The following is a 26,240-nucleotide window of genomic DNA, read 5'->3' as shown; positions in this document are numbered from 1 at the left end:
CTAAATGCTTGTAATTTTGAACATAAGGCACCATATATTAGTAGATAAAATGCTTTGTGTATTTCGCCAATTTATAGGAGGTATGTGTCAAAAAAATCAATCGATTGTTGAGAACATGATACGATTTGACACAAATCTTTATATGAAAAAAGAGCATAATATTATCTATGTTCTTGCAGGCATGATGTGGGTATTGTGCTTAATTTTTATATAATTAAAGTCATTTTAGAAAAGCTAAATCATGATTTATTTTTTCCAAGATGATTTGCAAAAATTGCTCGGTGTCGCCGAGTATAAACTTGAGTGATGATGCCAAACAGGGCGTTATGATTCATTCACTGTGTTGGGTTAAATTCAATGCGGTAATAACGTTCCCTACTGGTCTGAGTACCAAATTGGGTGAGTAACGCCATTTTACCATTTGGTGTTATCAATCATGGGTATGCTTAACAAGCAGACCCTAATGTTTTTGCAATAGGAAATGGGTCCACAAATGCAAGAAGTTGCTGACGCATTGCGTCTTGACACTGAACTTTCCGCTGATAGTGCAGCGTATATTGAAGATCTTTACGAGCAGTACCTATCCTCCCCAACCTCCGTCGATGAGGACTGGCGCCAGTATTTCGATAAATTCCCTAAGGGTGACCAACCTCATGGTTCAGTGCGTGAGCAGTTCCTTTTACTAGGTCGTAATTCAAGTCGTGTTCAGCCTGTTGTACAAAGTACAGTAAGTACTGAACATGAACGTCGTCAAATTGGCGTTTTACAACTGATTGCTGCATATCGTAACCGTGGTCACCAAAAAGCTAAACTTGATCCATTAGGTCTTGCAAAACGTGAAGACGTACCTGATTTGGATCTTGCTACACACGGATTAACCAAGTCTGATCTTGATACTGTATTTAATACAGGTAATCTTGCGATTGGTAAAACAGAAGCTACCTTAGGTGAAATGGTTGAAGCCATGGAAGGAGCTTACTGTGGTTCAATCGGTGCAGAATATATGCACATTGTGGATACCAAAGAAAAGCGCTGGATTCAACAACGTCTTGAAGGTGCACGTGGTCATTTCAATTTCAGTAAAGATCAGAAAAAAGGCTTTTTAGAGCGATTAACTGCAGCTGAAGGTCTTGAAAAATATCTCGGCAATAAATATGTTGGTGCTAAACGATTTGGTCTGGAAGGTGGTGAATCTTTCATCCCAATGATGAATGAAATTATTCAACGTGCTGGTTCTGTAAGCTGTAAAGAAGTTGTGATTGGGATGCCTCACCGTGGTCGTCTTAACCTACTTGTAAATATTTTGGGTAAAAACCCAGCTGAACTTTTCGGTGAGTTTGAAGGTAAAGCTCTACACAAAAAAGGTTCAGGTGATGTGAAGTATCACCAAGGTTTTTCATCTAACGTGATGACACCTGGTGGTGAAGTGCATTTGGCATTGGCATTTAACCCATCTCATCTAGAAATTGTAGGGCCTGTGGTTGAGGGTTCAGTGCGTGCACGTCAGGTTCGTCGTCGTGATATTGGTGGTGATGATGTGCTGCCAGTTATTGTGCATGGTGATGCTGCATTTGCTGGTCAGGGTGTGAATCAGGAAACCTTCCAGATGTCACAAACCCGTGGTTATACTGTTGGTGGTACAGTTCATATCATCATCAATAACCAAGTCGGTTTTACTACTTCAGATCCACGTGATGCCCGTTCTACAGAATACTGTACAGATGTGGCGAAAATGGTTCAGTCTCCAATTTTCCATGTAAATGGTGATGATCCAGAAGCGGTTGCTTTTATTGCACAGTTGGCACATGACTTCCGTCATACTTTCCGTAAAGATGTGGTTATTGATTTGTTCTGTTATCGCCGTCGTGGCCATAACGAGGCAGATGAGCCATCTGCAACTCAGCCGTTGATGTACCAAGTCATCAATAAAAAACCAACGACTCGTACTTTGTATGCAGATCAATTGGTTCAGGAAAAAATTCTTGACCGTGCTGAAGCTGATAAAATGACTGAGGATTATCGCTCAGATTTAGAAGCTGGTAATCATGTAGCCAATGCACTGGTTTTAGAACCTAATACTAAAATGTTTGTGGACTGGAAACCTTATCTGGGTCATGACTATACCGATGTTTGGGATACTACATTTGATCTTGTTCGCTTAAAAGCATTAGGCGAAGGCATGCGCAAATTGCCTGAAGGCTTTGTGATGCAGCGTCAGGTTTCTAAAGTGATCGATGATCGTTTTAAAATGCAAACGGGCGAAATGCCATTAAACTGGGGTGCTGCTGAAACTCTTGCTTATGCAACCTTGATTGATGAAGGCTATCTAGTACGTATTACGGGTGAAGATGTCGGTCGTGGTACATTCTCACATCGTCATGCTAAATTGCATAACCAAACTGATGGTTCTACTTATATCCCGCTTTGTAATGTCAAAGAAAATCAGCCACGTTTTGCTATTTATGACTCACTTCTTTCTGAAGAAGCTGTACTTGCATTTGAATATGGCTATGCCACTACAATCCCACATGGTTTGATCATCTGGGAAGCGCAATTTGGTGACTTTGCCAACTGTGCGCAGGTCGTGATTGACCAGTTTATTGCTTCTGGTGAAACTAAATGGGAGCGTGTTTGTGGTTTAACCATGCTACTTCCACATGGTTATGAAGGTCAGGGTCCTGAACATTCTTCTGCACGTTTAGAGCGTTTCTTGCAGTTATGTGCTGAAGAAAATATGCAGGTATTAACCCCTACAACACCAGCGCAAATTTTCCATGCATTACGTCGTCAGGCTGTTCGTCCAATTCGTAAGCCAATGATCGTAATGTCACCAAAGTCTTTACTTCGTCATAAATTAGCAACTTCAACTTTAGATGAGCTAGCGACTGGTACATTCCAGACAGTCATTGATGAAGTCGATCAAGTGAATAAATCTGACGTTACCCGCATCGTGTTATGTGGTGGTAAAGTTTATTACGACTTGCTTGAAAAACGTCGTGAAGCAGAATTGAACAATGTTGCAATTGTACGTATTGAACAATTGTATCCATACCCAGAACAACGTTTGGCGGAAATTCTGGCAGCATATCCAAACGTTAAAGAGTTGGTTTGGTGTCAAGAAGAACCGAAGAACCAAGGCGCATGGTTATTCATCGCACCTCGTTTATATGATGATGTATTAAAATCTGGTAAACAAATCCGTATTAGCTACGCAGGTCGTGAAGCTTCTGCTGCACCGGCTTGTGGTTCAGCTTACTTGCATGCAAAACAACAGGCTCAGCTCATCAATGATGCACTTGCAATTCAGGCTGACCAATCAGGAGAGACTAAATAATGGCAACCGAAATCAAAGCACCGGTATTCCCAGAGTCAGTTGCGGACGGGACAATTGCGACATGGCACAAAAAAGTAGGGGAAGCGGTATCACGTGACGAAGTGATCTGTGATATTGAAACTGACAAAGTTGTCTTAGAAGTTGTTGCTCCTGCAGATGGTCAAATTACTTCGATTGTTAAAAACGAAGGTGATACAGTTCTTTCTGACGAAGTGATTGCTCAGTTTGAAGAGGGTGCAGTTTCTGGCGCATCGTCTACTCAAGCAGTTCAAAGTGAAGAGAAAGTAGAACAAGCTGCTGCTAAAACTGAAGCTGGTGCAGCTCCTGTGGTGGAGCGTTCACAACCTGTTTCTGATCAGGCGCCTGCTGTTCGCAAAGCATTGACTGAATCTGGTGTGAATCCTGCCGATGTACAAGGTACAGGTCGTGGCGGTCGTATCACTAAAGAAGATGTTGCCAACCATCAAACTAAGCCTGCTGCACAGCCATTAAGTGTTGCTGTTGGTGAGCGTATCGAAAAACGTGTTCCTATGACACGTCTTCGTAAACGAGTGGCTGAGCGTTTACTTTCTGCGACTCAAGAAACAGCAATGTTAACAACGTTTAACGAAGTGAACATGAAGCCTGTGATGGAAATGCGCAAGCAGTACAAAGATGCTTTTGAAAAGCGTCATGGTGCGCGTCTTGGCTTTATGTCGTTCTTTGTAAAAGCAGCCACTGAAGCACTTAAGCGTTATCCTGCGGTAAATGCATCAATTGATGGCGATGATATTGTTTATCACGGTTACTATGATGTAGGTGTTGCGGTATCTTCTGATCGTGGTCTAGTCGTTCCAGTACTACGTGATACTGACCGTATGAACTACGCAGAAGTTGAAAATGGTATTGGTGCTTACGCTGCAAAAGCGCGTGACGGTAAACTTTCAATTGAAGAAATGACAGGCGGTACTTTTACCATTACTAACGGTGGTACTTTCGGTTCGTTACTTTCTACACCAATTATCAACCCGCCACAAACTGCAATTTTGGGTATGCATAAGATCCAAGAGCGTCCAATGGCAGTGAATGGTCAGGTTCAAATTCTACCAATGATGTATCTTGCATTGTCTTATGACCATCGTTTAATCGATGGTAAAGAAGCTGTAGGTTTCTTGGTAACGATTAAAGAATTGTTGGAAGAACCTGCAAAACTTATTCTTGATCTTTAATTTCTTGTGAATCATAAAACTCAGATAGAGCGATCCTCTATCTGAGGCTTGGAGATAACAATGTCTCAACAGTTTGATCTTGTTGTAATTGGCGGTGGCCCAGGTGGCTATGAAGCAGCAATTCGTGCTGCGCAACTTGGTTTTAAAGTTGCTTGTATTGAAAAACGTATTCATAAAGGTAAACCATCTTTAGGCGGTACTTGCTTAAACGTAGGTTGTATCCCTTCTAAAGCATTGTTAGATTCTTCACATCACTATGAAGATACTCTTCATCATTTGGGTGATCACGGAATTACCACAGGTGAAGTGAATATCGACATTGCAAAAATGTTGACCCGTAAAGATAAAGTTGTTGATAACTTAACAGGCGGTGTTGCTCAATTACTTAAAGGTAATGGCATTGAGTGGTTACAGGGTTCTGGTAAATTGCTTGCAGGTAAGAAAGTTGAGTTCACACCGTTTGAAGGTGAAGCTCAAATTTTAGAACCAAAATATGTCATTCTTGCGTCTGGTTCTGTACCTGTAAATATTCCAGTTGCAGCGGTTGATGAAGACTTAATTGTTGATTCAACTGGCGCACTTGAATTTGCAGAAGTACCTAAGCGCTTAGGTGTCATTGGTGCAGGTGTTATTGGTCTTGAACTTGGTTCAGTATGGCGTCGCCTAGGTTCTGAAGTTGTTGTCTTTGAAGCATTAGATGCATTCTTGCCTATGGCTGATAAAGCGTTGTCTAAAGAATTTCAGAAAATTCTGACTAAACAAGGTTTAGACATTCGTATTGGCGCTAAAGTATCTGGTACTGCAGTTAACGGCCGTGAAGTGACTGTTAAATATAATCAGGGCGGTGAAGACAAAGAACAAGCTTTTGATAAATTGATTGTTTGTGTAGGTCGTAAACCATATGCCGAAGGTTTATTGGCAGAAGATTCTGGTATTAAACTGACTGATCGTGGTTTTGTTGAAGTAAATGATCAATGCTTAACATCTGTAGAAGGTGTTTATGCGATTGGTGACTTGGTACGTGGACCAATGCTTGCGCATAAAGCCATGGAAGAGGGTGTGATGGCTGTGGAGCGTATTCACGGACATGCCGCACAAGTAAACTATGACACCATTATTAGTGTGATTTATACCCACCCTGAGGCAGCTTGGGTCGGTCTAACTGAAGAAGCAGCGAAAGAAAACGGCCATGAAGTTAAAACGGGTCAATTTCCATTTGCAGTCAATGGCCGTGCTTTAGCAGCAGGTGAAGCTTCAGGTTTTGTGAAATTTGTTGCTGATGCAAAAACAGATCGTTTGTTAGGTATGCATGTCATTGGCCCTAGTGCTTCTGATATTGTACATCAAGGCATGATTGCACTTGAATTTGTGTCATCAGTTGAAGATCTACAGTTAATGACTTTCGGTCATCCAACTTACTCTGAAGTGGTGCATGAAGCTGCACTCGCAGTCGATGGTCGTGCCATCCATGCGATTCAACGTAAACGTAAATAATTTTATTAAAAAGAGCGGTTAATCCGCTCTTTTCTCATTATTCACAGTAGTCACTATTGTGGATAATAAAAAGAACATAACAACCAATATTACTGTGAAGGATGTTTAATTATTGGTTCGTTATTAATAAGGGCAGAAGTAAAAATAGGTAACTAAATGAACTTACATGAGTATCAAGCCAAAGCGTTGTTGAAAAAATACGGAGTACCAGTCCAAGAAGGGATTCTTGCAAAAAACGCTGCAGAAGCAGTAGCAGCATTTGAACAACTTGGTGGTAAATTTGCCGTCATTAAAGCGCAAGTACATGCTGGTGGTCGTGGTAAAGCTGGCGGTGTGAAAGTCGTTAAGTCAAAAGAAGAAGCGGCTGAAGTCGCGAATGAATTGATTGGTAAGAACCTTGTTACTTATCAAACTGATGCAAATGGCCAACCTGTAAATAGTGTGTTGGTTTGTGAAGATGTCTACCCTGTTGAACGTGAGTTATATTTGGGTGCGGTTGTAGACCGTTCTACCCGTCGTGTAACGTTTATGTCTTCAACCGAAGGTGGCGTAGAAATCGAGAAAGTTGCTGAAGAAACTCCAGAAAAAATTATTAAAACAACAATCGATCCATTAGTAGGATTACAACCATTTCAAGCGCGAGAAGTTGCGTTTGCATTGGGTTTAAAAGATAAACAAGTGAATCAATTTGTTAAATTAATGACAGGTGCGTATCAAGCATTTGTAGAAAATGATTTTGCATTATTTGAAATTAATCCACTTTCAGTGCGTGAAAATGGTGAAATTTTGGCAGTGGATGCCAAAATTGGTATTGATTCAAATGCATTGTATCGTTTACCAGAAATCGCAGCATCTCGTGATAAATCGCAAGAGAATGAGCGTGAATTAAAAGCATCTGAATTTGAACTTAATTATGTTGCGCTTGAAGGTAACATTGGTTGTATGGTGAATGGTGCTGGTCTTGCGATGGCAACCATGGACATCATTAAGCTATATGGTGGTCAACCTGCGAACTTCCTGGATGTAGGTGGTGGTGCAACCAAAGAGCGTGTGATTGAAGCGTTTAAATTGATTCTTGCGGATACTTCTGTGCAAGGTGTTTTAATTAACATCTTCGGTGGTATTGTACGTTGTGACATGATTGCTGAAGCAATTATTGCAGCCGTTCAAGAGGTGAATGTAACAGTTCCAGTGGTTGTTCGTTTAGAAGGGAACAATGCTGAACTTGGTGCAAAAATCCTTGATGAATCTGGTTTGAAATTAACTTCTGCTAACGGTTTATCTGATGCGGCAGAAAAAATTGTTGCTGCGGTAAAAGGCTAAGGGAGTATCAATCATGAGCGTATTAATTAATAAAGACACTAAAGTATTGGTACAAGGCTTTACTGGTAAAAACGGTACGTTTCACTCAGCTCAAGCGCTTGAGTACGGCACTAAAGTTGTGGGTGGTGTAACACCAGGTAAAGGTGGAACGACTCATCTTGACCTACCTGTTTTCAACACAATGAAAGATGCAGTACGTGAAACAGGTGCAGATGCTTCTGTAATTTATGTACCAGCACCTTTCGTTTTAGATTCAATTGTTGAAGCAGTTGACTCAGGTGTTGGTCTGATCGTTGTGATCACTGAAGGTGTTCCAACTCTAGATATGTTGAAAGCAAAACGTTACCTTGAAACTAATGGCAATGGTACTCGTTTGGTTGGTCCTAACTGTCCAGGTGTGATTACACCAGGCGAATGCAAAATTGGGATTATGCCAGGTCATATTCATCAACCAGGTCGTATCGGAATTATCTCACGTTCTGGTACATTGACTTATGAAGCAGTTGCTCAAACGACTAAGCTTGGCTTAGGTCAGTCTACATGTATCGGTATTGGGGGTGACCCAATTCCAGGTATGAACCAGATTGATGCACTTAAATTGTTCCAAGATGATCCTGATACAGATGCAATTATCATGATTGGTGAGATTGGTGGTACAGCAGAAGAAGAAGCTGCTGAATATATCCAGTCAAATGTAACCAAGCCTGTTGTTGGCTATATCGCAGGTGTAACAGCACCTAAAGGTAAGCGTATGGGTCATGCAGGTGCAATTATTTCGGGTGGTAAAGGTACTGCTGAAGAGAAATTTGCAGCATTTGAAAAAGCAGGCATGGCGTATACACGTAGTCCAGCAGAGCTTGGCTCAACTATGCTTCAAGTATTGAAAGAGAAAGGTTTGGTTTAATTTTTTAAACTAACTTCGATTAAAAAAACCTCGCTATTGAAGCTCAATAGTGAGGTTTTTTATTGATTTAAAACAATTGAGTTGAATTTGTTTCGATATTGATTTTTAATAAAAAAAGCTATAAAAACAAGAATAATGTTAAATAATTTAACAGATATTTAATAAAATGTGATTAAATTGGCATTATTGCGGTGTACATAATTATAATTTTGTACTTTTAATTAAAGAGATAAATATGGGCCTAATGACAAAAAAAATAAATTTTCGATCTGTCACAATCATTAGTTTGTGTTCAATATCCATTATTAGCTTTGCCTCAACTCCACAGGATCAACAACGTGAAGCGATTATTGCTGAAATTAAGCAGGGCAAAATTGAGACAGGCATTGCAAAACTAGAAAGCTTGAGAGCGCGATACCCGAATGATCAAAGGCTTCTAGCTGATTATATTATTATTCTTTATCAGAACCATGCCTTTGGAGTGGGGCAGATCAGCTTACTTAAGAATTTAGATTTAAAAACCTATCCAGAATACGGACAGCTAGTTTTGATTAAGGCTTTACGTGATTTAAAGCAACTTGATCTTGCGGAACAATACGCGAAACAGTTTAATCAACGTCAATCTTCTAATGATATGCAGTTGTTATTAGGTGTTATTCAAGCTGAGTCTAAAAAGAAACCCCAAGCTGTACAGACATTAAAATCGATTAACTTAAAAAGTTTGAATGCGGAACAATTGGCTCAGCTTACATATGCTTATCGGTTGCTGGATATGCCTGTAGATGCCTTGATCGCAGCAAATTTAGCAATTACAACTTCTCAACCTAGTCTCAATATTCAGGAACAATATATATATGCGTTGATGATGAACAGCGATTTTCGCACTGCCGAACAATATATTCAGCAACAGCAACTTGAGCAAAAAATTCCTAATATTAGCTATACTGTAAAAACACGTGAATTTTCACAAAAAATTAAAAATGCGATTCAATATTATAAGGTTAAGAATTATCAGGGAGAAGTAACGGAATCTTATCTTATTTTGGATCAAGTGCTTGCTGAAATGCAATCTTATGAAAATGAGTTGCCATCAGATCCTACGTTAAAACGTTTGTTTTATTATGACTACATCTACGCATTAAGTTTTCGTAACCGTTATGCAGATGCGCTTCAAGCTTTAGCAAAACTGGATCAACCTTATGATCAGATACCACCGTATGTTCGGCAGGCTGCGGCAGATTCATTTTTAAAAACCAGACAACCCGCTCAGGCGGAATATTTGTATAAAAGTTTATTGAAAGAAAAGAACTACCCTGACTACAGTGTTTACTCGGGTTTATATTATGCCTTGATTGAACAGGAAAAATTTGATGAAGCCAATAAACTGGTACAGGATATGGATCATCTATTACCTACATTTCGTTATAGTGCAGCCAAAGGGGTCGATAAAACAACCCATGAAGACCGTGCAGAGTATTTGGCACTCGTAGGTTTAAATTATGCTTATCGAAATGAACATGCCAAAGCAGAGCGTTATTTTCAAGCTTTAGTGAGTAAAGCACCAAATAATGTTGGATATCAAAACAATCTAGCGACTGTCCAACGTTGGCGTGAAAAACCACTAACTTCGTCGGCGACTTTGTCTCAATTTAATGGTATCGAACCTATTTCGATCAGTACATTGGTTAATCAAATGCAAAATAATCAGGCACTCACTCGTGTAGCTGATTGGCGTGAACAAAACCGCTTATTAACTGCCATTGCTTCTGACGACACAGGTGTACAACAAAGCAAAAAGGAATTGGAAGATCGAAATCATGCTTCGATTCAGCATCAAAGTATGTTTTCCAGAAGTCGCGCAGATCAGCCAGAAGTTTTACAAAATTTAACTGGCTCATCTGAGCGGGAACATCAAACACGTATTAATACGCCATGGTTTGCCGATGACTATCGTGCGTATGTCGATCTCGCACAACGCAAAGCTGAATTTAGAGGCGAAGATTTAACGGATGAGCGCTACGGTGTCGGCGTAGAGTGGGCCAATAATCGACGTTGGGCGAATTTGGAATTAAGTCAGCGTTCTCATTCTAATGATGTTGGTATTCAAGTCGATTGGTCACAGTGGCTTAATGATCATTGGCAATATGTATTGGGCTTTGACAGTCAAGCAGATATTCCTCTTCAGGCGCTTAAACAGGGCGATGATGGTAAAGCCTATAAGGCGCAGTTATTGTGGCAAGCCAATGAATCTAGAAAAGCAGGTGTGGCATATCAATTTACCGATATTGATGATGGTAATCATCGGCATGAAATCGTGGGCTATTTCAGCCAACAGATTTATCAAGCACCGCATCATATTACCCGACTTACACTGAGAAATGAGTATGATAAAAACTCTGATATTCAGGTCAATTATTTCAATCCGCGTTATAGCAATAGTGCAGAAGTCATTTTAACGCATGACTGGATGACTTGGCGGAATTATGAACGTCATTTTAGCCAACATTTTGAAGTGGGAACAGGTGCATTTTCACAGGCAGATTATTCAACCAAAGCTTTATTTAATATTTTGTATCGACATGATTGGCAATTATCTAGAACGTGGTCGATGAACTATGGCATTGGGTGGTCTAATCATCCTTATGACGAAGAAAATGAACATAAAACATATGCCCAATTCGGTTTTGAGGGACGATTCTAATGCTTAAAAAATTAAAAATAATGATGATTCTTATCTTTTTAAATCCTTCAGTAATTCTACATGCACAAGAAATCAAAGAAGATGCTGAGTTACATACACAGGGTCAGTTTGTGACTTTGACGTTTCACGATGTACGTGATGATGTTGCTAGCAATGGTGATCGGGATACATATGCGATTAGTAGTAAAAATTTAGGTCAGTTTCTGGCATGGTTAAAACGCTCTGACTGGAAAGTGATTCGGCTTGAAGATGTCTGGCAGGCACGTCAAAATAATGTAGCATTACCTGATAAAGCACTGTTACTTACATTTGATGATGGCGCTTTAAGTAGCTACAACCGTGTTTATCCTTTACTTAAGCAGTATCAGCTACCCGCTGTTTTTGCGATTGTGACAAGTTGGATCAATGGGAATAGTTACGATGCATACGAGGCTTATGGACAGGGCAATTTGATGAACTGGCAGCAGATGCGTGAGATGCAAAACTCCCATTTAGTCGAATTTGTTTCGCATTCGGACAATCTACATAAAGGAATATTGGCAAATCCCCAACAAAATATGGAACCCGCAGCAATTACTCGCCAATATTTAGCTACACGACAAAGCTACGAAACCGATGAGGTATATCACCAGAGAATACTGGATGATTTAAAAAAATCGAAGACTGTTTTAGATCATGAATTAGGCATCGATACCAAAGCAATCTTCTGGCCTTACGGGGCTGTGACCAAAGAAACTGAACAGCTTGCAAAGCAGGCAGGATTGCCACTTTCCTTTAGTTTAGGTGATGTTTCAGTTCATGAAAGCTCTATAAAGACATATCAACGTGCAATTGTGATGGGAAATCCAGTACCTGAAGAGCTGCATTCTCAAATGCTTAGATTTCTCGAAGATATCAGACGACCTTCTAAAAATAGAAAAAGTATTATTTCTATTGATCCATCTGATTTAGTGAATGCGGATGGAACGCTAGTTGATGAAAAATTGGGTCAAATGCTAGATCAATTAGCCAGTTTAAAAACCAATGCAATTATTTTTAAGGTAATTTCTGATAAAGACCAGAATGGGAAAGTACAAAATGCATTTTTCCCGACTGCTTTATTGCCACACTATCACGATGTACTCAATCGAATTATCTGGCAGGCGAAGACAAGAATTGGGCAACAGGTTTATACAGAATTACCACTTGATTTAGAAACTGAACAGCATATTTCGCTTGCGCGTTTAACTGAGGACTTATTCAAAAATAATAGTTCATTGGATGGCTTGATTCTAAATGTACAAGATCAGATGGATTGTGCGCTGCAAGGTCAGAAATGGAGTCAACAATGCCAACAAAATGTTCAGCAAATTTTTAAGATCAAAGAGCAAGTTAAAAATAAAGCCAATGAATTGGTGAATATCAGTACTAATTTCCGTACTGTGCTCAAGGTAAAACCTGATATATCCCAATTTGATGGTCTGAAACCATTGCTTGACCAAGGACTCATGTATAGTGATTTAATCTATGTCGAACTAGATCCTTTACGTTCTCCTAAGACATACAATGCCTTTGAAAAATCTAGCCAACAACTCACCAATATGCAGAAGCAACGATTAATGGTTGGCTTTGATATATCTGCAAAACAGGCAAAAGATTGGAAAATATATAAAAAAGCCTATCAACAGCTTAAGGCTTCAGGCATACAAAAACTGGGGGTCGCAAGTTATCAACTGAATCAGGGGCGGGCAATTCATGAAAATCTGTACGTTGATTTAAGCTTAAATGATTCCGCACTGAATTATAAAGATCCATATGTTATTGAATCTAAAGCGGAGCATAAATAATGTTTGAATTAAGTCAGCTTCGTTTCAGCGATATAGTTTTCGGTTTTGCATTTTTATATCCATTATTTATGGCTTGGGCATGGATTGCGGGTGGTTTATGGTTTTACTTTAAACGCGAATTTAAACGGCCAGCGCATCCCATTCCAAGTCAGGAAGGCTGTAGTATTCTTATTCCATGTTTTAACGAGGAAAAACAGGTTCGACAAACTATTCGATATGCATTGCAAAGTCAGTATCCAATATTTGAGATCATTGCAGTAAATGATGGTAGTTCTGATCGTACCGCTGAAATATTAAATGAACTGGAAAAAAAGCATCCACAGTTACGTGTTGTACATTTGGCTGAAAATCAGGGGAAGGCGCATGCTTTAAGATCAGGTGCTATGGTAAGTCATTATGAATATTTGGTTTGTATTGATGGAGATGCCTTGCTGCATCCTTACACCGTACTATGGATGATGCACCATTTGACCACTTTCCCTCGTGTGGGTGCAGTTACAGGGAATCCACGAATTATCAATCGTTCCAGTGTGCTCGGCAAAATTCAAGTCGGCGAATTTTCTTCGATTATTGGACTCATTAAGCGGGCGCAGCGAACATACGGTCGCTTATTTACTGTGTCAGGTGCAATCGTGGGGTTTCGTAAAATAGCACTTGATCGTATTGGCTATTGGCGCGACGACATGATTACGGAAGATATTGATGTTTCATGGCGATTGCAGTTCGACCATTGGGACTTACATTATGTGCCACAGGCACTTTGTTATATTTATATGCCTGAAACTTTTAAAGGGCTATGGAAACAACGTTTACGATGGGCGCAAGGTGGCATCGAGGTTATTTTTGCTTATGTCCCTAAAATTTTTAAATGGCGACTACGTCGTATGTGGCCGATTGCTTTTGAAGCTTTGATCAGTGTGATCTGGGCATATGTGATGTTTAGTATCTTTGTTTTATATTTCTACGGCTTATTTTTTAGCTTACCCGGAGAGTGGGCGATTCAGTCACTTTTACCACAGTGGTATGGGGTGATTTTAGGTCTCACCTGTTTAATTCAGTTCTTAGTCAGTTTACTCATCGATCGGCAATATGATCGCCGACATTTTCGCAATTATTTTTGGGTCATCTGGTATCCGCTTTTTTTCTGGATATTGGCAATGCTATCAACCGTTGTCGCTTTACCTAAAACTATTTTTAAAACTCAGAAGCGGGCGCGTTGGGTGAGTCCTGATCGTGGTTTTGGAGCAGAGAAAGAATATGAAAAATGAACAAACTCATTTAAATACTGATCAGCAATCATTAGATATTCCACAATATATTGATCGACCAGAATATGTGAAAAATAAATTGGCAGGCTTTTCCTTACAAATCCTTGGTTGGACTTTATGGATGTGGCTAATTATGCCGCTTTTTACTATTTTTTTATGGTGGTTTGAAGGGCAAAATATCTATAAGCAATTGTTTTTATCAATAAATAATAATGGCCGATACAGTCTTTATATGTTGGCTGGCTGCATTACTATTTTAATTCTGTTCCTGTTGGTATGGGCATCGTATAATTGGATACGTTTTTATAATGTTCAAAGACGTACATTCCCAGAGCCAGCTACAGAAGCTAAAATTGCACAAAGTTTCAATGTGAGTACGCAAGATATTCATATAATGAAAAATACAAAAAATATGACATTGCATTTTGATGATCATGGAAATTTGGTTAGATATCAATCTGATTGATAAAATGAATCTGACACATTTCCTAAAAAGGGTATTTTAGAATCTAAAATATCCTTTTTAATTTAAATTTTTAAATAATTGTTAAAATTCAACATAATAACTAAATAATATGAAATATTTTAAAGACCAATATAAATGAAAAAGTTAAACTTATCATGTTTTTATTATTTGAAATTTTAAGATAAATAAATGTTGATTAATTATTTCTATCAAAAAAATAATCTGATTAAAGTGTCTAAACCAAATAATAGAATATGTCATTCCAAATGATTGAACCCAAGAAAAATCAATCTTAGATGTAATTTATTTTGAGACTAATAGCTGTTTGGGTTGACATATAAATCAGCGTTTAAAATGATAGAGGTAAGCATGCTTACAGATTTAAATCGATATAAATGGTTGCTCGTTACCGTCGTTACTCTGGGATTTGTCCCCATTACCCATGCTGAAAACTGGCAGATCAAAGTGGGCGGTAGTTTTCTCGCTCCTGCACATGATAATGGTGTGTTGGCAGGTGCTAAGGCCGATGTTAGTAATGAATTTAATGCGACACCGTCAGTTGAGTATTTTTTTGGAGACTCTCCCTTTTCCGCAGAATTATTACTTGCTCTTGCGCCGTTTCAACATGATATACAATTGAACGGGGTAGAAGCTGCCAAGTTTAAACATTTGCCACCCACACTTACTGCCAAGTATCATTTTAGAAACTCCACACGTTTTACGCCTTATATTGGGGCAGGGCTTACCGTAGCGATTCCGTGGGATGAAAAATTAATTGGAAGTGATGCCAAGCTGAAAGCAGATGTCACTTATGGTTATGCAGGCCAGATCGGGTTTAATTTTCAACCAGCAGATGCTAAAAACTGGGGTGTCTTTGCTGACGTGCGTTATGCACAAGTAGAAAGTGATGTCAAACTTGATGGGCAAAAGATTGGGCGACTGGATGTCAATCCTGTGGTTTATACCATTGGTTATAGTTATCGTTTTTAATATCAATTTAACTTGATGAAAATGCGAATTTGGAATCGCATTTTCATCTAAATAAGTTTTATTGTTCTTTATGCAGTTGTGACTTTAAACTTTGAGTAAAACCATTCATATCACCCCCTTGTAAACCTAACTCATTCATCAAACTGTCAATTAAAGGCGCTTGAGAACGATAACGCAGCGCGCTGTTAACGACCTGATCAGACAAAGATGTTTGTGTATTTTCCTGACTTTCTGTGCTATTAGCGCTGCTTGCGAAACCATTTAAACCATTCACTTGCAAAATTTTAATGTCATCAATATTTTCCATTGGTTTAACGCTCTCACGAATAATTTCAGGCAAATATTTCATCAAAGCAAGGCGAATTTGCATTTCAACTTGCTCGGTCGATAAAACATTAGATGCTTCATTGACTGCGCGAGTACCTTCGGCATCGACCCGATATTGTTTCTCTTGAGCCTGAGCGAGTAACATTTTGGCATCGGATTCACCTTTGGCTTTTAAACGTATTTTTTCAGCCTCAGCTTCAGCGGCTATTCTCACTGCTTCTGCATCGTCTACCGCTGCTTGTTTAGATGCTTCTGCTGCAACAGTAATGGCAATCGCATCTTTTTCGGCTGCCTGTTTAGCTGCTACCAACTCAACCGCTTTTTCACGTTCTGCACGTTGTGTTTCACGTACGGTTAATACTTCTTCTTCAGCTTTCACTGCTGCTGCACGAGCCTGATCTGCCAATGCTTTGGCTTCCGATTCAGCTCGAGATTTTTCAGCAATCGCAATTGCACGATCCTGCTCTGCAAGTTCAATGGTTTTTTTCTGTTCAACCTGCGCTTTTTGGATCAATTGCGCTTTTAAGATATTTTCATTTTCTACATCACGAGCAGAAGCAATGCGTTTAATTTCAACTTCACGTTCAGCTGCAATTCGAGCTTCTTCTGCCTCACGTTTTTTAGCTGCTTCTTGCGACGCAATTTCTGCAAGTTGCTCAGCACGACGAATCGAAATTTCACGTTCTTGTTGCAATTTCGCATATTCTTCTTCACGTAAAATTTGTAAACGAGCCTGTTCAGTTTCAAGGTTCTTGGCTTTAATCGCCAAATCGGCATCCTGCTCAATGTCATTGCGCTTTTTACGACGATCTTCAATGGTTTCGGTTAGTTTGGTCAAACCTTCTGCATCAAATGCATTTTGGGGATTGAAAAACTTAAAGCTGGTTTGATCTAGTCCAGTCAAAGAAACGGTCTCCAGTTCCAGACCATTTTTAAATAAATCTTCAGACACAACCTGTTGTACTTTTTGTACAAAGTCGACTCGTTTTTCATGGAGTTCTTCCATCGCCATTTCAGCCGCAACGGCACGTAAAGAGTCTACAAATTTACCTTCCACCAGATCTTTGAGTTCCTGTGGCGACATGGTTTTTTTACCCAGGGTTTGTGCTGCTGTCGCAATAGATTCAGCTGTTGGTTTAACACGGACATAGAACTCAGCCATGACATCTACACGCATGCGATCACGTGTGATGAGTGCCTGATCCGCTGCACGTTTTACTTCTAACCGTAAGGTGTTCATATTGACTGGAATAATTTCATGCAAAACAGGAAGTACAATTGCGCCGCCATTTAAAATCACTTTTTCGCCACCAAAACCTGTGCGCACAAAAGAGACTTCCTTACTAGAGCGTCGATAAAGACGGGCGATAATTATGCCAATAATCACAAGGGCAACAAGAATAATGCCAGCAATGATGAGAATCTCAAAAAGAGCAGAATTAAACATATTATTGTCTCTTAATCATTTGTATGTTGAGAAATCGCTTGAAAACCAAACTTGGTTTTTCGAGTTAAAGTAACAGTTTGTCCTTGTTGAAAAATTTCGTCTTGTTCTGGTTCGACCAATACATAGTGAGTTTGTCCGAATTGATCTTTCACTTTGGCCTGAGCGGGTGAGTTCGCTTGGGCGATCCCTAAAATAATTTTTGCCTGATGTCCGATTAAATCTTCACTGAAAATTGCCGTGGTTTCATCTTTAGGAATTATTTTGCTAATCAATGCAGAAGCCCAGCGTACAAAAGGCATAGCGAGAAAAAGTACAGCAGGTGCAATCAGCCAAACTGAAAAAAAATGTTCAGTAAATGTATAAAACGTTCCCTGAATGATGAAACCTGTCAGGGCATAAGTCGTAAGAAAGACAATTAACCAGATTAGTAAAGGGATTCTGCCCAGATACAGCCAGTCAAAAAATTGCCAGAACATGCTCTGATCTGCGTCTAAATCGACATTGGGCTGGTAATCGTTTAATTGCTCTGGAAGAAATTGATCCAAAACCTGAGACGAACCTCCAATCAAAAGCAAAACCAGCTCAAGTATTCCAATGGCAAAACACAACACTAGACTGATACTAAAAATATAATTTGAAGGATGAGTAAACAATTCCCACAACATAAAATGGCTCTTTATCTTTTTGAATTAAATTATTTTTCTTACTATATTCTCATAAGTAAATTATAAACGATAACATTTATCATTTGTAAAGTCTATTGTAAGCCTATCAATTTTATTCCTTTTAATTTTTTTAGATTTAATTTTAAAAGGCAAAGATATAAAAAATTAAAAGGAAAAATTTTTTGAATAATTAACAGACAATACTTGAAAGATATGATTTACTACTAGAGTAAATTTTAAACAAAAAAAAGCGCAATGATTGGGGTGATCATTACGCGGAACAACGAATCTGTTGTACACAGGTTCGGTTAAGGAGAAATGTCATGAAATTGGGGAAATTCATAACCTTCATGGCTTATACTAATTTTATAGTTGATCAATTTCATTGGTATTCACGTTAAGTAGTGTTAAATCACGTTAATAAAATGATGATTTTGTGAGCTGTATATCATTTAAAAAACATGATTTATATTCATCAATAAATTTAAAAAATAAAGGCTCTTAATATTAAGAGCCTTTAAATTAAAAATAATATAATGATCAGAATTTAAATAAACCTAAACCATCTTTTACTTCATCTAATGTCTGCTGAGTGATAATTCGGCATTTTTCAGTGCCATCACGCAATACATCCATAATATAATCAGGATCTTTGGCTAATTCTTCACGACGTTCACGGATTGGGCTGATCAGGTCTTTTAGAACACCTTCAAGGCGTTTTTTGACTGTCCCATCACCTAAACCGCCACGACGATAATGTGCTTTTAATTCTTCAACTTCTTCTGGATTTGGATCAAAAGCATCCAGATAAGTAAATACAATATTACCTTCAACCTGACCTGGATCTTCAATCCGCAGATGATTTGGATCGGTGTACATGGCATTTACTGCTTTTTTGATGTCTTTATCTGAAGCATTGAGCACAATGGTATTGCCCAAGGATTTTGACATTTTGGCCTTACCATCAAAGCCTGGTAAACGTGCCATATTTGAAAGCAGGGCTTTACATTCAGGTAGTAAGTCCTGACCAATTTGACGATTGACACGACGTACAACTTCATTGGTCTGTTCAATCATTGGAATCTGATCTTCACCTACTGGAACTACAGTCGCTTTAAACGCAGTAATATCTGCGGCTTGTGCCACTGGATAGCATAGGAAACCTGCTGGAATATCACGTTCAAAACCACGCATCTGAATTTCAGATTTAATCGTTGGGTTACGTTCAAGACGTGCTACGGTTACAAAGTTCAAATACAGCATGGTCAGTTCATTTAGGGCTGGTAAACAGGACTGAACGCAAATTGTAGTTTTAGTTGGGTCGATTCCTACCGCTAAATAGTCCAGTGCAACTTCAAGAATATTGCGACGAACTTTATCTGGATTATCTGCATTGTCTGTTAATGCTTGAGCATCTGCCAATAATAAATGTTGATGATGGCTGTCTTGTAAGCCTACACGTGAGCGCAGTGAACCTACAAAATGGCCTAAATGAAGCTGTCCAGTCGGACGGTCGCCAGTCAAAATAATTGGACGATGATCAAGATTACTCATTCTCTATTCCAAAGTAGTATGAATCTACATATCATTAAACGATTGAATAGGCGACATTGTACGGCATAATTTTTTTTAATGTCAGTCACAATAAAAAAGAAGCCTAAAAAACCTAAGGAAAATTAAATGGCGAGCAGCTTACTTTTATTATTAGATGATATTGCCACTGTGTTGGATGACGTTGCAGTCATGAGTAAAATGGCAGCAAAAAAAACAGCAGGCGTATTAGGTGATGATCTTGCTTTGAATGCGCAACAGGTTAGTGGTGTGCGCTCTGATCGTGAACTTCCCGTAGTTTGGGGGGTGGCTAAAGGATCATTTATCAATAAATTGATTTTAGTACCTTTGGCATTACTGATTAGCGTCGTTGCACCGTGGCTGATTAATCCATTGCTGATGATTGGTGGTTTATTCTTATGCTATGAAGGCATAGAAAAGGTGATTCATTCCTTACATCATAAAAAGGCAGCTACTCCCGAAGAAGCTGCTGAAAAGTTAATGAAAGATGAAACAGATCTAGTAAAATTTGAAAAAGAAAAAATAAAAGGGGCGGTTCGTACTGACTTTATTTTATCTGCTGAAATTGTGGTGATTTCACTTGGGACTGTGGCGACCGCAGCTTTTATGACCAAAGTCACTGTTTTGAGCATTATTGCCATTATTATGACCGTAGGGGTTTATGGTTTCGTTGCAATGATTGTCAAAATTGATGATTTGGGACTCTATCTAACGCAACAACCTTCAAATATTAAACAGGCAATCGGACGAGGTCTATTGGCATTTGCACCTAAGCTGATGAAAACCCTGACCATTGTCGGCACGATTGCCATGTTTCTGGTGGGTGGAGGCATTATCTCGCATACGATTCCATTGCTGCATCATTTTACTGAAGACACGACAGACCATCTGGAGTTGATTCCAAATGTCGGAAATATTATCGGAGCAATTACGCCAACCATGATTAATTTGGGAGTTGGGATTGTTGCTGGTGCAATCGTATTATTGGTTGTAAGCTTAATACAAAAGTTCTTGCCTAAAAAAGCAACTTCATAGAAGACAATAATCATAAAAGAGGTGAATCATTATGCGCTGGAAAGGTCGTCGAATTAGTACTAATGTGGAGGATCGCCGCGGAGGTGGTGCTGCTAAAGCAGGTGGTATTAGTATTCTGGGTTTAATTGTTGCGTTTGTCGCATGGAAGTTTTTAGGTGTCGATCCGCAAATGGCGTATCAAGCGACACAAACTGTGACTCAACAACAGCAACCAAGTGATCAAGCGCCTGAACATCTCACTCCTGAGCAGCAGGAAGCCTCGGAATTTGTTGGAACAGTATTAGCGGATACAGAAGATACTTGGTCGCCCATTTTTAAACAATTAGGCGGAACTTATACTCCACCAAAATTGGTTATGTTTTCTGGCGCGATTCGTTCGGGCTGTGGTACAGCTCAAGCTGCAATGGGCCCATTTTATTGTCCCGCAGATCAGAAAGTGTATATTGATACCGCTTTCTTTAAAGAGATGCGTCAACAAATGGGGATTTCGGGTGAGCAGAATCAGACAGAATTATCCCGTCAGGATCAAGCAGGAGATTTTGCGCAGGCTTATGTGATTGCACATGAAGTTGGTCATCATGTGCAAAATCTGCTTGGAATCTCTTCTCAGGTACAACAAGCACAGGCAAAAGGTAGTCGTACTCAAGGCAATCAGCTTTCGGTTAGATTAGAATTACAAGCAGATTGTTTTGCGGGTATCTGGGCAAATCATAATGAGCAGAGAACCCAGTTTTTAGAGCAGGGTGATATCGAAGAAGCGATGGATGCAGCACAAAAAATTGGCGATGACTATCTACAAAAGCAAGCTACAGGTCAAGTCGTTCCTGATAGTTTTACTCATGGTACAAGCCAACAGCGGATGCATTGGTTTCAAGCTGGGTTGAAAACGGGCGATATAAATCAATGTAATACATTTGAAGCGAATATCTAAAAATAAAGGGCTTTATTAAAAGCCCTTTATTTGGTTAGTTTTATTCATGTTCATTATGTTGCGGTGGTGGATAACGGAATCCACGGGTTTTATAAGCTAAATAGCCAACACCAATCGCTGCCCAGATTAAACCAATTTTAAGTGCGAGCTGATCAATCTCAAGCCACATCATAAACACACTGGCAAAACCAAGCGTAGGAATCACAATATAATTCATGATGTCTTTGATATTTTTAGTGCGACCATCACGCAAAGCATATCTTGAAATCACAGAGAAATTGACAAAACTAAATGCCGTCAAAGCCCCAAAGCTAATCAGATTTGCGATATGTTCAAAATCAAGGAAACCTGCTGTCAGTGCCACAACACCTACAATAAGAATGTTATAAGTTGGCGTGTACAGCTTAGGGCTGATATGACCAAATATTTTCTTATTGATGACTCCGTCACGCCCCATAACATACATTAAACGTGAAACACCTGCATGCGCTGAAATGCCTGAAGCCATCACAGTTACAATGGCAAAATAAAGGATAACCGTCTGGAAGGTGATTCCTCCGATTGCCAATAAAATCTCAGGCTGGGTTTCATCAATTTTCTTGAAGTAATTTGCAGGGTCACTTGGGAAGTAAATCTGCATAAAATAGGTGCTAATAATAAAAATCACACCAGCAATTAATGCAGTCAGGAAAATTGCTTTAGGCAATACTTTTTCGGTGTCTTTGGTTTCTTCTGCCAAAGATGATAATGCATCAAAACCTGTAAATGAGAAACATAGAATTGTTGCACCTGTAATCAGTGCACCAACAGACGTCATTTCATTCCAGAAAGGTGCAATACTCCAGAGTTGGTATTGGGATTGATCTAGACTGCCATCGGCATTGATACCTTGAGTCAGTAGTAAATAGACTTTATAGGTAAAATAGAAAATTACACCAATCTGCAAAAATACAATCGTACTGTTGAATCGTGCAACAAAACGCGCACCGAACAGATTAACGACTGTCATTAAAATAGTAAGACCAATGACCCAGATCCAGTTATTTACGCCAGGGAAAAGCGCGCGTAAATAAATATCTGCCAAAATAATATTGACCAGAGGGGAGAGCAAATAATCTAGCCATGACGACCAGCCCACCATAAATCCGACATTAGGATGAATGGACTTTTGTGCATAGGTATAGGCAGAACCCGCTGAAGGATAACGCTTAATCATATGCCCATAGCTTATGGACGTTAGTAGAATTGCAATAAGGGCAAAGATATATGATGTGGGTACATGCCCATGGCTATCTTGAGATACTAAACCAAAAGTATCAAAAACAGTCATTGGCTGAATATACGCTAAACCGATGATAATGATGTGCCACATTACCAGATTTTTTTGCAGTTTAGCCGCAGGTTGAGTCCCAGTGTGAGTTGTCAACGGCGTATCCTCATAATCGTTGATCAAGGATCAGTCATGTCTGTTAAGGATCGTTTGAGACGAACGATCCCCCCTATATGAAAAAGTAAAGTGCGCCAATCTATCCTAAATTGATGCCTTTTGTCAGTAACTTTATGGAGTTTTTAGCAATTTTTTTGCCAATTTATTCCACTATCTGATGAATAAAAATTCACCCAAAAATAAAAAGTCTGAATTGAGTTAGAATTCAGACTTTTATCAAATTACAAGCGAACGTGATGATGACATTACCAGGCTTTTTGTAGAATAGCTTTTAAATCCTGAAAATTTGCTTCTTTAGGATTATAGATAATAGAGCCATCATTTAAGGCTTTTTCAGCAATTTCATCAAGCTGCGCTTCTGTCACTTTACCAGTTTCACGCAAATTACGTGGTAGTTTGGTTAGACTAAATAAACGGTCACGCATTGCTAAAATAGTAGAAATCGCTTTCTCTGCACGTAGATTAGCTGGAGTTTGAGCATAAATATCTGCACCCGCGAGTGGGAGTAATAACTCGCCAATTTTATTGCCATTTATTTCCTTGTTATATTCAAGAACATAAGGAAGAAACAAATTCATGCATAAACCATGCGGCAGATGAGCTACAGCACCTAATGCATGACCTAAAGAGTGTACTAGACCGACCATAGAGTTAGAGAATGCAATCCCACCCATGGTTGAAGCTTGAGCGAGTTCCAGACGGCCTTGAGCATCGGTTGGATTTTCAATCACATTAAACAGATTTTCACTAATTTTTTTGATACCTGCACTTGCATAGGCATCGCTTAAAGGGTTGGCAGCTAGACAAGTATAAGCTTCAACACAGTGAGTTAATGCATCCATACCTGTCATTGCTGTTAGATGGGCAGGTAGGGTTAATGTCATACGTGGATCAAGAATCGCCGCATGTGGCATTAAATAGTAAGACGCAAATGCCAGTTTTACATTTTTTTGTGTATCCGAAACTACGGCAACCATCGTAACTTCTGAACCTGTGCCAGACGTGGTTGGAATCACAAAAAAAGGTTTGAGTGGTTTAGGTAAGTTATGCGCACCTGAGTATTTGAGTAGATCGTTACCACCTTCAGACACTAAAATATTGGTTGCCTTTGAGGTGTCGATGACTGAACCGCCACCGACTGCAATAATTGCATCGCAGTTATTGTCACGATAAAACTGGGCTGCATTGCGAACAGTTTCAAGACTTGAATCTGGGGGTACATCATCAAAAATATAACCAATTTCTGCATCAGTGCTTGCAAATGCAGTTTCGATTGGTTCAAGGAGTTTATTGGCACGAACGCCTTTGTCAGTAATGATCATTGGGCGTTTTGAACCTAAAGTGGCAAGTTCAAATGGAATGTGTTCTAAGGCAGCACTACCCGCGATTACTTTAACTGGGCAAAAAAATTCGTAATAAGGTTTAGCCATTTTATACACTCCGTTTTAAGTATGACTGTGCGACTTTAAGATAAATATTGGCAGCTTCGCTCAATTTATCTTTCAAACCAAGCTCGCTTGGATATTGTTTTACTGCTAGAGAGGCGACGACTTTCGGTAAAATCAATGATTCCATTTTGTTAAGACAACGTACCAATCGAATTGCGCTAGATACATCCCCATCAGCAATCATACGATCATTTGCAAAAGCTTGAGCGGTACTTTCCTGAAATGAAAACACCATGAAAGCATGGGTTAAATGCTTAAATGTAATGGTCAAATCAGGTTTTCCTTGTTCAAGGGTAATCAGTTGCAGTTTTTTATCTGAGGTAACTTTAGCCACAAATGCAGGTCCATTGGGGAATACATTCATGGATAAAACAAAGCCTTCTGGAAATTTAGCCACTTCATTTTGTATTTCTTCATCGACCTGACTTGCCATCACGAGACCGCGTCCAATCACATCCATCATGAGTTTGACGTAGCCCATTTGCAGTGCGGGTTTTACAGTTTTACTTGAAATCACACGTCTATCCCTTTTACATTCTAATTTTAAGTTTTAGAGTAATTACTCTAAATAGTTTATTGAAAAAAATAAAGTGAATTATTTAAAAATGACTTGTACGTCACTAAAGTAATCGGTGTTGTTAAAATATTCAACTACATCTTTAGCAAGCTGTTCAAACTTTGGATATTGGTCAATAAGATCACACAAACGAACCATCTCAAGACCTGCATAACCACATGGGTTAATCGTTTGAAATCCTGTCAAATCACAGTCAATATTTAAAGCCAGACCATGATAGCTGCGTCCTCGGCGAATTTTAAAACCTAATGACCCTATTTTGCGTTCATCTACATAAACTCCAGGCGCATCAGGTTTGGCATAGGCTTTAATTCCATATTTGTTTAACAGATCGATCATCAGCTTTTCAGCAAAAGAGACCAATGTTCGTACATTCCATTTCAAGCGATTTAGATCAAACATAAAATAAATGACCATTTGACCTGGACCATGCCAAGTGACTTGTCCACCGCGATCGGACTGAACGACAGGAATATCTGTTGGAATAAGGATGTGTTCAGGCTTTCCTGCTTGCCCCTGAGTAAGCACATCAGGGTGCTGTAAAATCCAGAGTTGATCTGGAGTGTTTTCATCGCGTTGTTCAGTCAGGCTTTTCATTTCCTGAAAACGGTCGGCATAAGGAGTTAAGCTTTGATATTGATGTATTGTCAAAGTTGGTTTGATTACGACGTTACTCACAAATGTCAGCCCTATGTTCAATCAAAATACCTGTTCATTATAAAGAAGTTAGTTATGAATAAAATCATGGATTACACTGATTTATATGTGATGCGTGTAAATCATGAATAAAAAATCGCTATAAAATTATTCATAAATTGGTTGAGATGGTTGAAGAAGCAACTTTTAATTTGATTCAAGATCCGATCATTGATTTTAGATTTTGTTCAGCCATAAAAAAACACGCCAATATGCGTGTTTTTTATTTCTCGCTTTACTTATAGAGCAGTACGAATATGTTCGCATGCAGCTAAGTCGGCATACAAAGCATGTACTTGTTCTAATTCATCAAAACGCAATTGTGCAGTTAATGAGTGATATTTTCCAGTGCGGGACGGCTGAACTTGAAGAGAATTACCATCAAATTCTGGAAAATGTTTTTGCAAAATATCAATCACTGCATCACGAAGTTCGTCACCAGCATTGCCAATCAATTTGATTGGATAATCCATTGGGAAAACCCAAAGATGTTCTTGTAATTCGCGAGAAGGAGTACGGTCTAACATAACATTCTCCATATGAAATGCCTGCGAAAATGCAGGCATTTGTATGTATTTGAA

20 protein-coding genes are annotated in these 26,240 nt (G+C 39.1%); 12 read left to right on the top strand and 8 right to left on the bottom strand.

All coding sequences use genetic code 11. From position 1 onward, the window contains the following. Positions 1–493 precede the first annotated feature (493 nt). The 10 genes from A7A69_RS12200 (at position 494) to A7A69_RS12155 (ending at position 15,514) form a co-directional block, all read left to right on the top strand. On the top strand, positions 494–3,334 hold the full coding sequence (locus A7A69_RS12200; protein WP_120368814.1) for a 2-oxoglutarate dehydrogenase E1 component: 2,841 nt from the start codon (positions 494–496) through the stop codon (positions 3,332–3,334). Further along, entirely contained in the window at positions 3,334–4,542 is a 1,209-nt protein-coding gene (odhB, locus tag A7A69_RS12195) for a 2-oxoglutarate dehydrogenase complex dihydrolipoyllysine-residue succinyltransferase (RefSeq protein ID WP_120368709.1), read from the top strand. The genes A7A69_RS12200 and odhB overlap by 1 nt, the downstream gene beginning before the upstream one ends. Before the next feature lie 60 nt (positions 4,543–4,602). After that, positions 4,603–6,036, top strand: coding sequence for a dihydrolipoyl dehydrogenase (lpdA, locus tag A7A69_RS12190; protein WP_120368710.1), 1,434 nt, complete (start codon positions 4,603–4,605; stop codon positions 6,034–6,036). A gap of 156 nt (positions 6,037–6,192) precedes the next feature. Then, positions 6,193–7,359: an ADP-forming succinate--CoA ligase subunit beta gene (sucC, locus tag A7A69_RS12185; protein ID WP_120368711.1), complete on the top strand. Its 1,167-nt coding sequence runs from the start codon at positions 6,193–6,195 to the stop codon at positions 7,357–7,359. 13 nt (positions 7,360–7,372) lie between these two features. Continuing rightward, the gene (gene sucD, locus A7A69_RS12180; RefSeq protein WP_120368712.1) at positions 7,373–8,263 is read left to right on the top strand and encodes a succinate--CoA ligase subunit alpha; all 891 of its coding nucleotides are present in this window, start codon (positions 7,373–7,375) and stop codon (positions 8,261–8,263) included. A 244-nt stretch (positions 8,264–8,507) separates the two neighbouring features. Beyond that, on the top strand, positions 8,508–10,964 hold the full coding sequence (gene pgaA / locus A7A69_RS12175; RefSeq protein WP_152877808.1) for a poly-beta-1,6 N-acetyl-D-glucosamine export porin PgaA: 2,457 nt from the start codon (positions 8,508–8,510) through the stop codon (positions 10,962–10,964). Next, positions 10,964–12,790, top strand: coding sequence for a poly-beta-1,6-N-acetyl-D-glucosamine N-deacetylase PgaB (gene pgaB, locus A7A69_RS12170; RefSeq protein WP_152877806.1), 1,827 nt, complete (start codon positions 10,964–10,966; stop codon positions 12,788–12,790). Before pgaA ends, pgaB begins: the two co-directional genes overlap by 1 nt. Further along, positions 12,790–14,058 (top strand): poly-beta-1,6-N-acetyl-D-glucosamine synthase, encoded by a 1,269-nt coding sequence (pgaC, locus tag A7A69_RS12165; RefSeq protein ID WP_152877804.1) that lies wholly within the window; start codon positions 12,790–12,792, stop codon positions 14,056–14,058. Before pgaB ends, pgaC begins: the two co-directional genes overlap by 1 nt. Further along, positions 14,048–14,524 (top strand): poly-beta-1,6-N-acetyl-D-glucosamine biosynthesis protein PgaD, encoded by a 477-nt coding sequence (gene pgaD, locus A7A69_RS12160; RefSeq protein WP_120368715.1) that lies wholly within the window; start codon positions 14,048–14,050, stop codon positions 14,522–14,524. The genes pgaC and pgaD overlap by 11 nt, the downstream gene beginning before the upstream one ends. 369 nt (positions 14,525–14,893) lie before the next feature. Further along, complete coding sequence (locus tag A7A69_RS12155) at positions 14,894–15,514, top strand: OmpW/AlkL family protein (RefSeq protein ID WP_152877802.1); 621 nt, start codon at positions 14,894–14,896, stop codon at positions 15,512–15,514. A gap of 58 nt (positions 15,515–15,572) precedes the next feature. Here A7A69_RS12155 and A7A69_RS12150 read toward each other — a convergent pair whose 3' ends face one another. From A7A69_RS12150 to trpS, 3 genes are all read right to left on the bottom strand, one after another. Next, positions 15,573–17,288: a flotillin family protein gene (locus A7A69_RS12150; protein WP_152877800.1), complete on the bottom strand. Its 1,716-nt coding sequence runs from the start codon at positions 17,286–17,288 to the stop codon at positions 15,573–15,575. A gap of 11 nt (positions 17,289–17,299) precedes the next feature. Then, entirely contained in the window at positions 17,300–17,953 is a 654-nt protein-coding gene (locus tag A7A69_RS12145; protein ID WP_120368718.1) for a YqiJ family protein, read from the bottom strand. Positions 17,954–18,493: 540 nt separating this feature from the next. Then, the gene (gene trpS, locus A7A69_RS12140; RefSeq protein WP_120368719.1) at positions 18,494–19,507 is read right to left on the bottom strand and encodes a tryptophan--tRNA ligase; all 1,014 of its coding nucleotides are present in this window, start codon (positions 19,505–19,507) and stop codon (positions 18,494–18,496) included. Positions 19,508–19,633: 126 nt separating this feature from the next. On the opposite strand from trpS, the gene A7A69_RS12135 reads away from it, so the two are divergent. Further along, positions 19,634–20,560 carry a DUF808 domain-containing protein gene (locus A7A69_RS12135; RefSeq protein ID WP_120368720.1) on the top strand — a complete coding sequence of 309 codons (927 nt, stop codon included), beginning with the start codon at positions 19,634–19,636 and terminating at the stop codon, positions 20,558–20,560. A gap of 31 nt (positions 20,561–20,591) precedes the next feature. Then, positions 20,592–21,491 carry a KPN_02809 family neutral zinc metallopeptidase gene (gene ypfJ, locus A7A69_RS12130; RefSeq protein ID WP_120368721.1) on the top strand — a complete coding sequence of 300 codons (900 nt, stop codon included), beginning with the start codon at positions 20,592–20,594 and terminating at the stop codon, positions 21,489–21,491. 40 nt (positions 21,492–21,531) lie between these two features. Here the strand turns inward: ypfJ and A7A69_RS12125 are convergent, their stop codons facing one another. The 5 genes from A7A69_RS12125 to A7A69_RS12105 all read right to left on the bottom strand — a co-directional run bounded on the left by A7A69_RS12125 (position 21,532) and on the right by A7A69_RS12105 (position 26,186). Then, entirely contained in the window at positions 21,532–22,917 is a 1,386-nt protein-coding gene (locus tag A7A69_RS12125) for an APC family permease (protein WP_120368722.1), read from the bottom strand. A gap of 266 nt (positions 22,918–23,183) precedes the next feature. Next, complete coding sequence (locus A7A69_RS12120) at positions 23,184–24,368, bottom strand: iron-containing alcohol dehydrogenase (RefSeq protein WP_120368723.1); 1,185 nt, start codon at positions 24,366–24,368, stop codon at positions 23,184–23,186. A 1-nt stretch (position 24,369) separates the two neighbouring features. After that, positions 24,370–24,903 carry a hypothetical protein gene (locus A7A69_RS12115; RefSeq protein WP_120368724.1) on the bottom strand — a complete coding sequence of 178 codons (534 nt, stop codon included), beginning with the start codon at positions 24,901–24,903 and terminating at the stop codon, positions 24,370–24,372. Positions 24,904–24,981: 78 nt separating this feature from the next. Beyond that, entirely contained in the window at positions 24,982–25,641 is a 660-nt protein-coding gene (gene lipB / locus A7A69_RS12110) for a lipoyl(octanoyl) transferase LipB (protein WP_151980073.1), read from the bottom strand. 257 nt (positions 25,642–25,898) lie between these two features. Further along, entirely contained in the window at positions 25,899–26,186 is a 288-nt protein-coding gene (locus tag A7A69_RS12105) for a YbeD family protein (protein ID WP_152877798.1), read from the bottom strand. Positions 26,187–26,240: the final 54 nt, after the last annotated feature.

The sequence above is a fragment of the Acinetobacter guerrae genome, from assembly GCF_009372255.1.
In the GTDB taxonomy this organism is placed as follows: domain Bacteria; phylum Pseudomonadota; class Gammaproteobacteria; order Pseudomonadales; family Moraxellaceae; genus Acinetobacter; species Acinetobacter guerrae.
The sequence above is the reverse complement of the archived record's forward strand: the minus strand, read 5'-3'. Positions and strand labels throughout refer to the sequence as shown.

Coding starts and splice junctions, on each gene's coding strand:
- A7A69_RS12200 (WP_120368814.1), top strand. CDS start 494: ATGCAAGAAGTTGCTGACGCATTGCGTCTTGACACTGAACTTTCCGCT.
- odhB (WP_120368709.1), top strand. CDS start 3,334: ATGGCAACCGAAATCAAAGCACCGGTATTCCCAGAGTCAGTTGCGGAC.
- lpdA (WP_120368710.1), top strand. CDS start 4,603: ATGTCTCAACAGTTTGATCTTGTTGTAATTGGCGGTGGCCCAGGTGGC.
- sucC (WP_120368711.1), top strand. CDS start 6,193: ATGAACTTACATGAGTATCAAGCCAAAGCGTTGTTGAAAAAATACGGA.
- sucD (WP_120368712.1), top strand. CDS start 7,373: ATGAGCGTATTAATTAATAAAGACACTAAAGTATTGGTACAAGGCTTT.
- pgaA (WP_152877808.1), top strand. CDS start 8,508: ATGACAAAAAAAATAAATTTTCGATCTGTCACAATCATTAGTTTGTGT.
- pgaB (WP_152877806.1), top strand. CDS start 10,964: ATGCTTAAAAAATTAAAAATAATGATGATTCTTATCTTTTTAAATCCT.
- pgaC (WP_152877804.1), top strand. CDS start 12,790: ATGTTTGAATTAAGTCAGCTTCGTTTCAGCGATATAGTTTTCGGTTTT.
- pgaD (WP_120368715.1), top strand. CDS start 14,048: ATGAAAAATGAACAAACTCATTTAAATACTGATCAGCAATCATTAGAT.
- A7A69_RS12155 (WP_152877802.1), top strand. CDS start 14,894: ATGCTTACAGATTTAAATCGATATAAATGGTTGCTCGTTACCGTCGTT.
- A7A69_RS12150 (WP_152877800.1), bottom strand. CDS start 17,288: ATGTTTAATTCTGCTCTTTTTGAGATTCTCATCATTGCTGGCATTATT.
- A7A69_RS12145 (WP_120368718.1), bottom strand. CDS start 17,953: ATGTTGTGGGAATTGTTTACTCATCCTTCAAATTATATTTTTAGTATC.
- trpS (WP_120368719.1), bottom strand. CDS start 19,507: ATGAGTAATCTTGATCATCGTCCAATTATTTTGACTGGCGACCGTCCG.
- A7A69_RS12135 (WP_120368720.1), top strand. CDS start 19,634: ATGGCGAGCAGCTTACTTTTATTATTAGATGATATTGCCACTGTGTTG.
- ypfJ (WP_120368721.1), top strand. CDS start 20,592: ATGCGCTGGAAAGGTCGTCGAATTAGTACTAATGTGGAGGATCGCCGC.
- A7A69_RS12120 (WP_120368723.1), bottom strand. CDS start 24,368: ATGGCTAAACCTTATTACGAATTTTTTTGCCCAGTTAAAGTAATCGCG.
- A7A69_RS12105 (WP_152877798.1), bottom strand. CDS start 26,186: ATGTTAGACCGTACTCCTTCTCGCGAATTACAAGAACATCTTTGGGTT.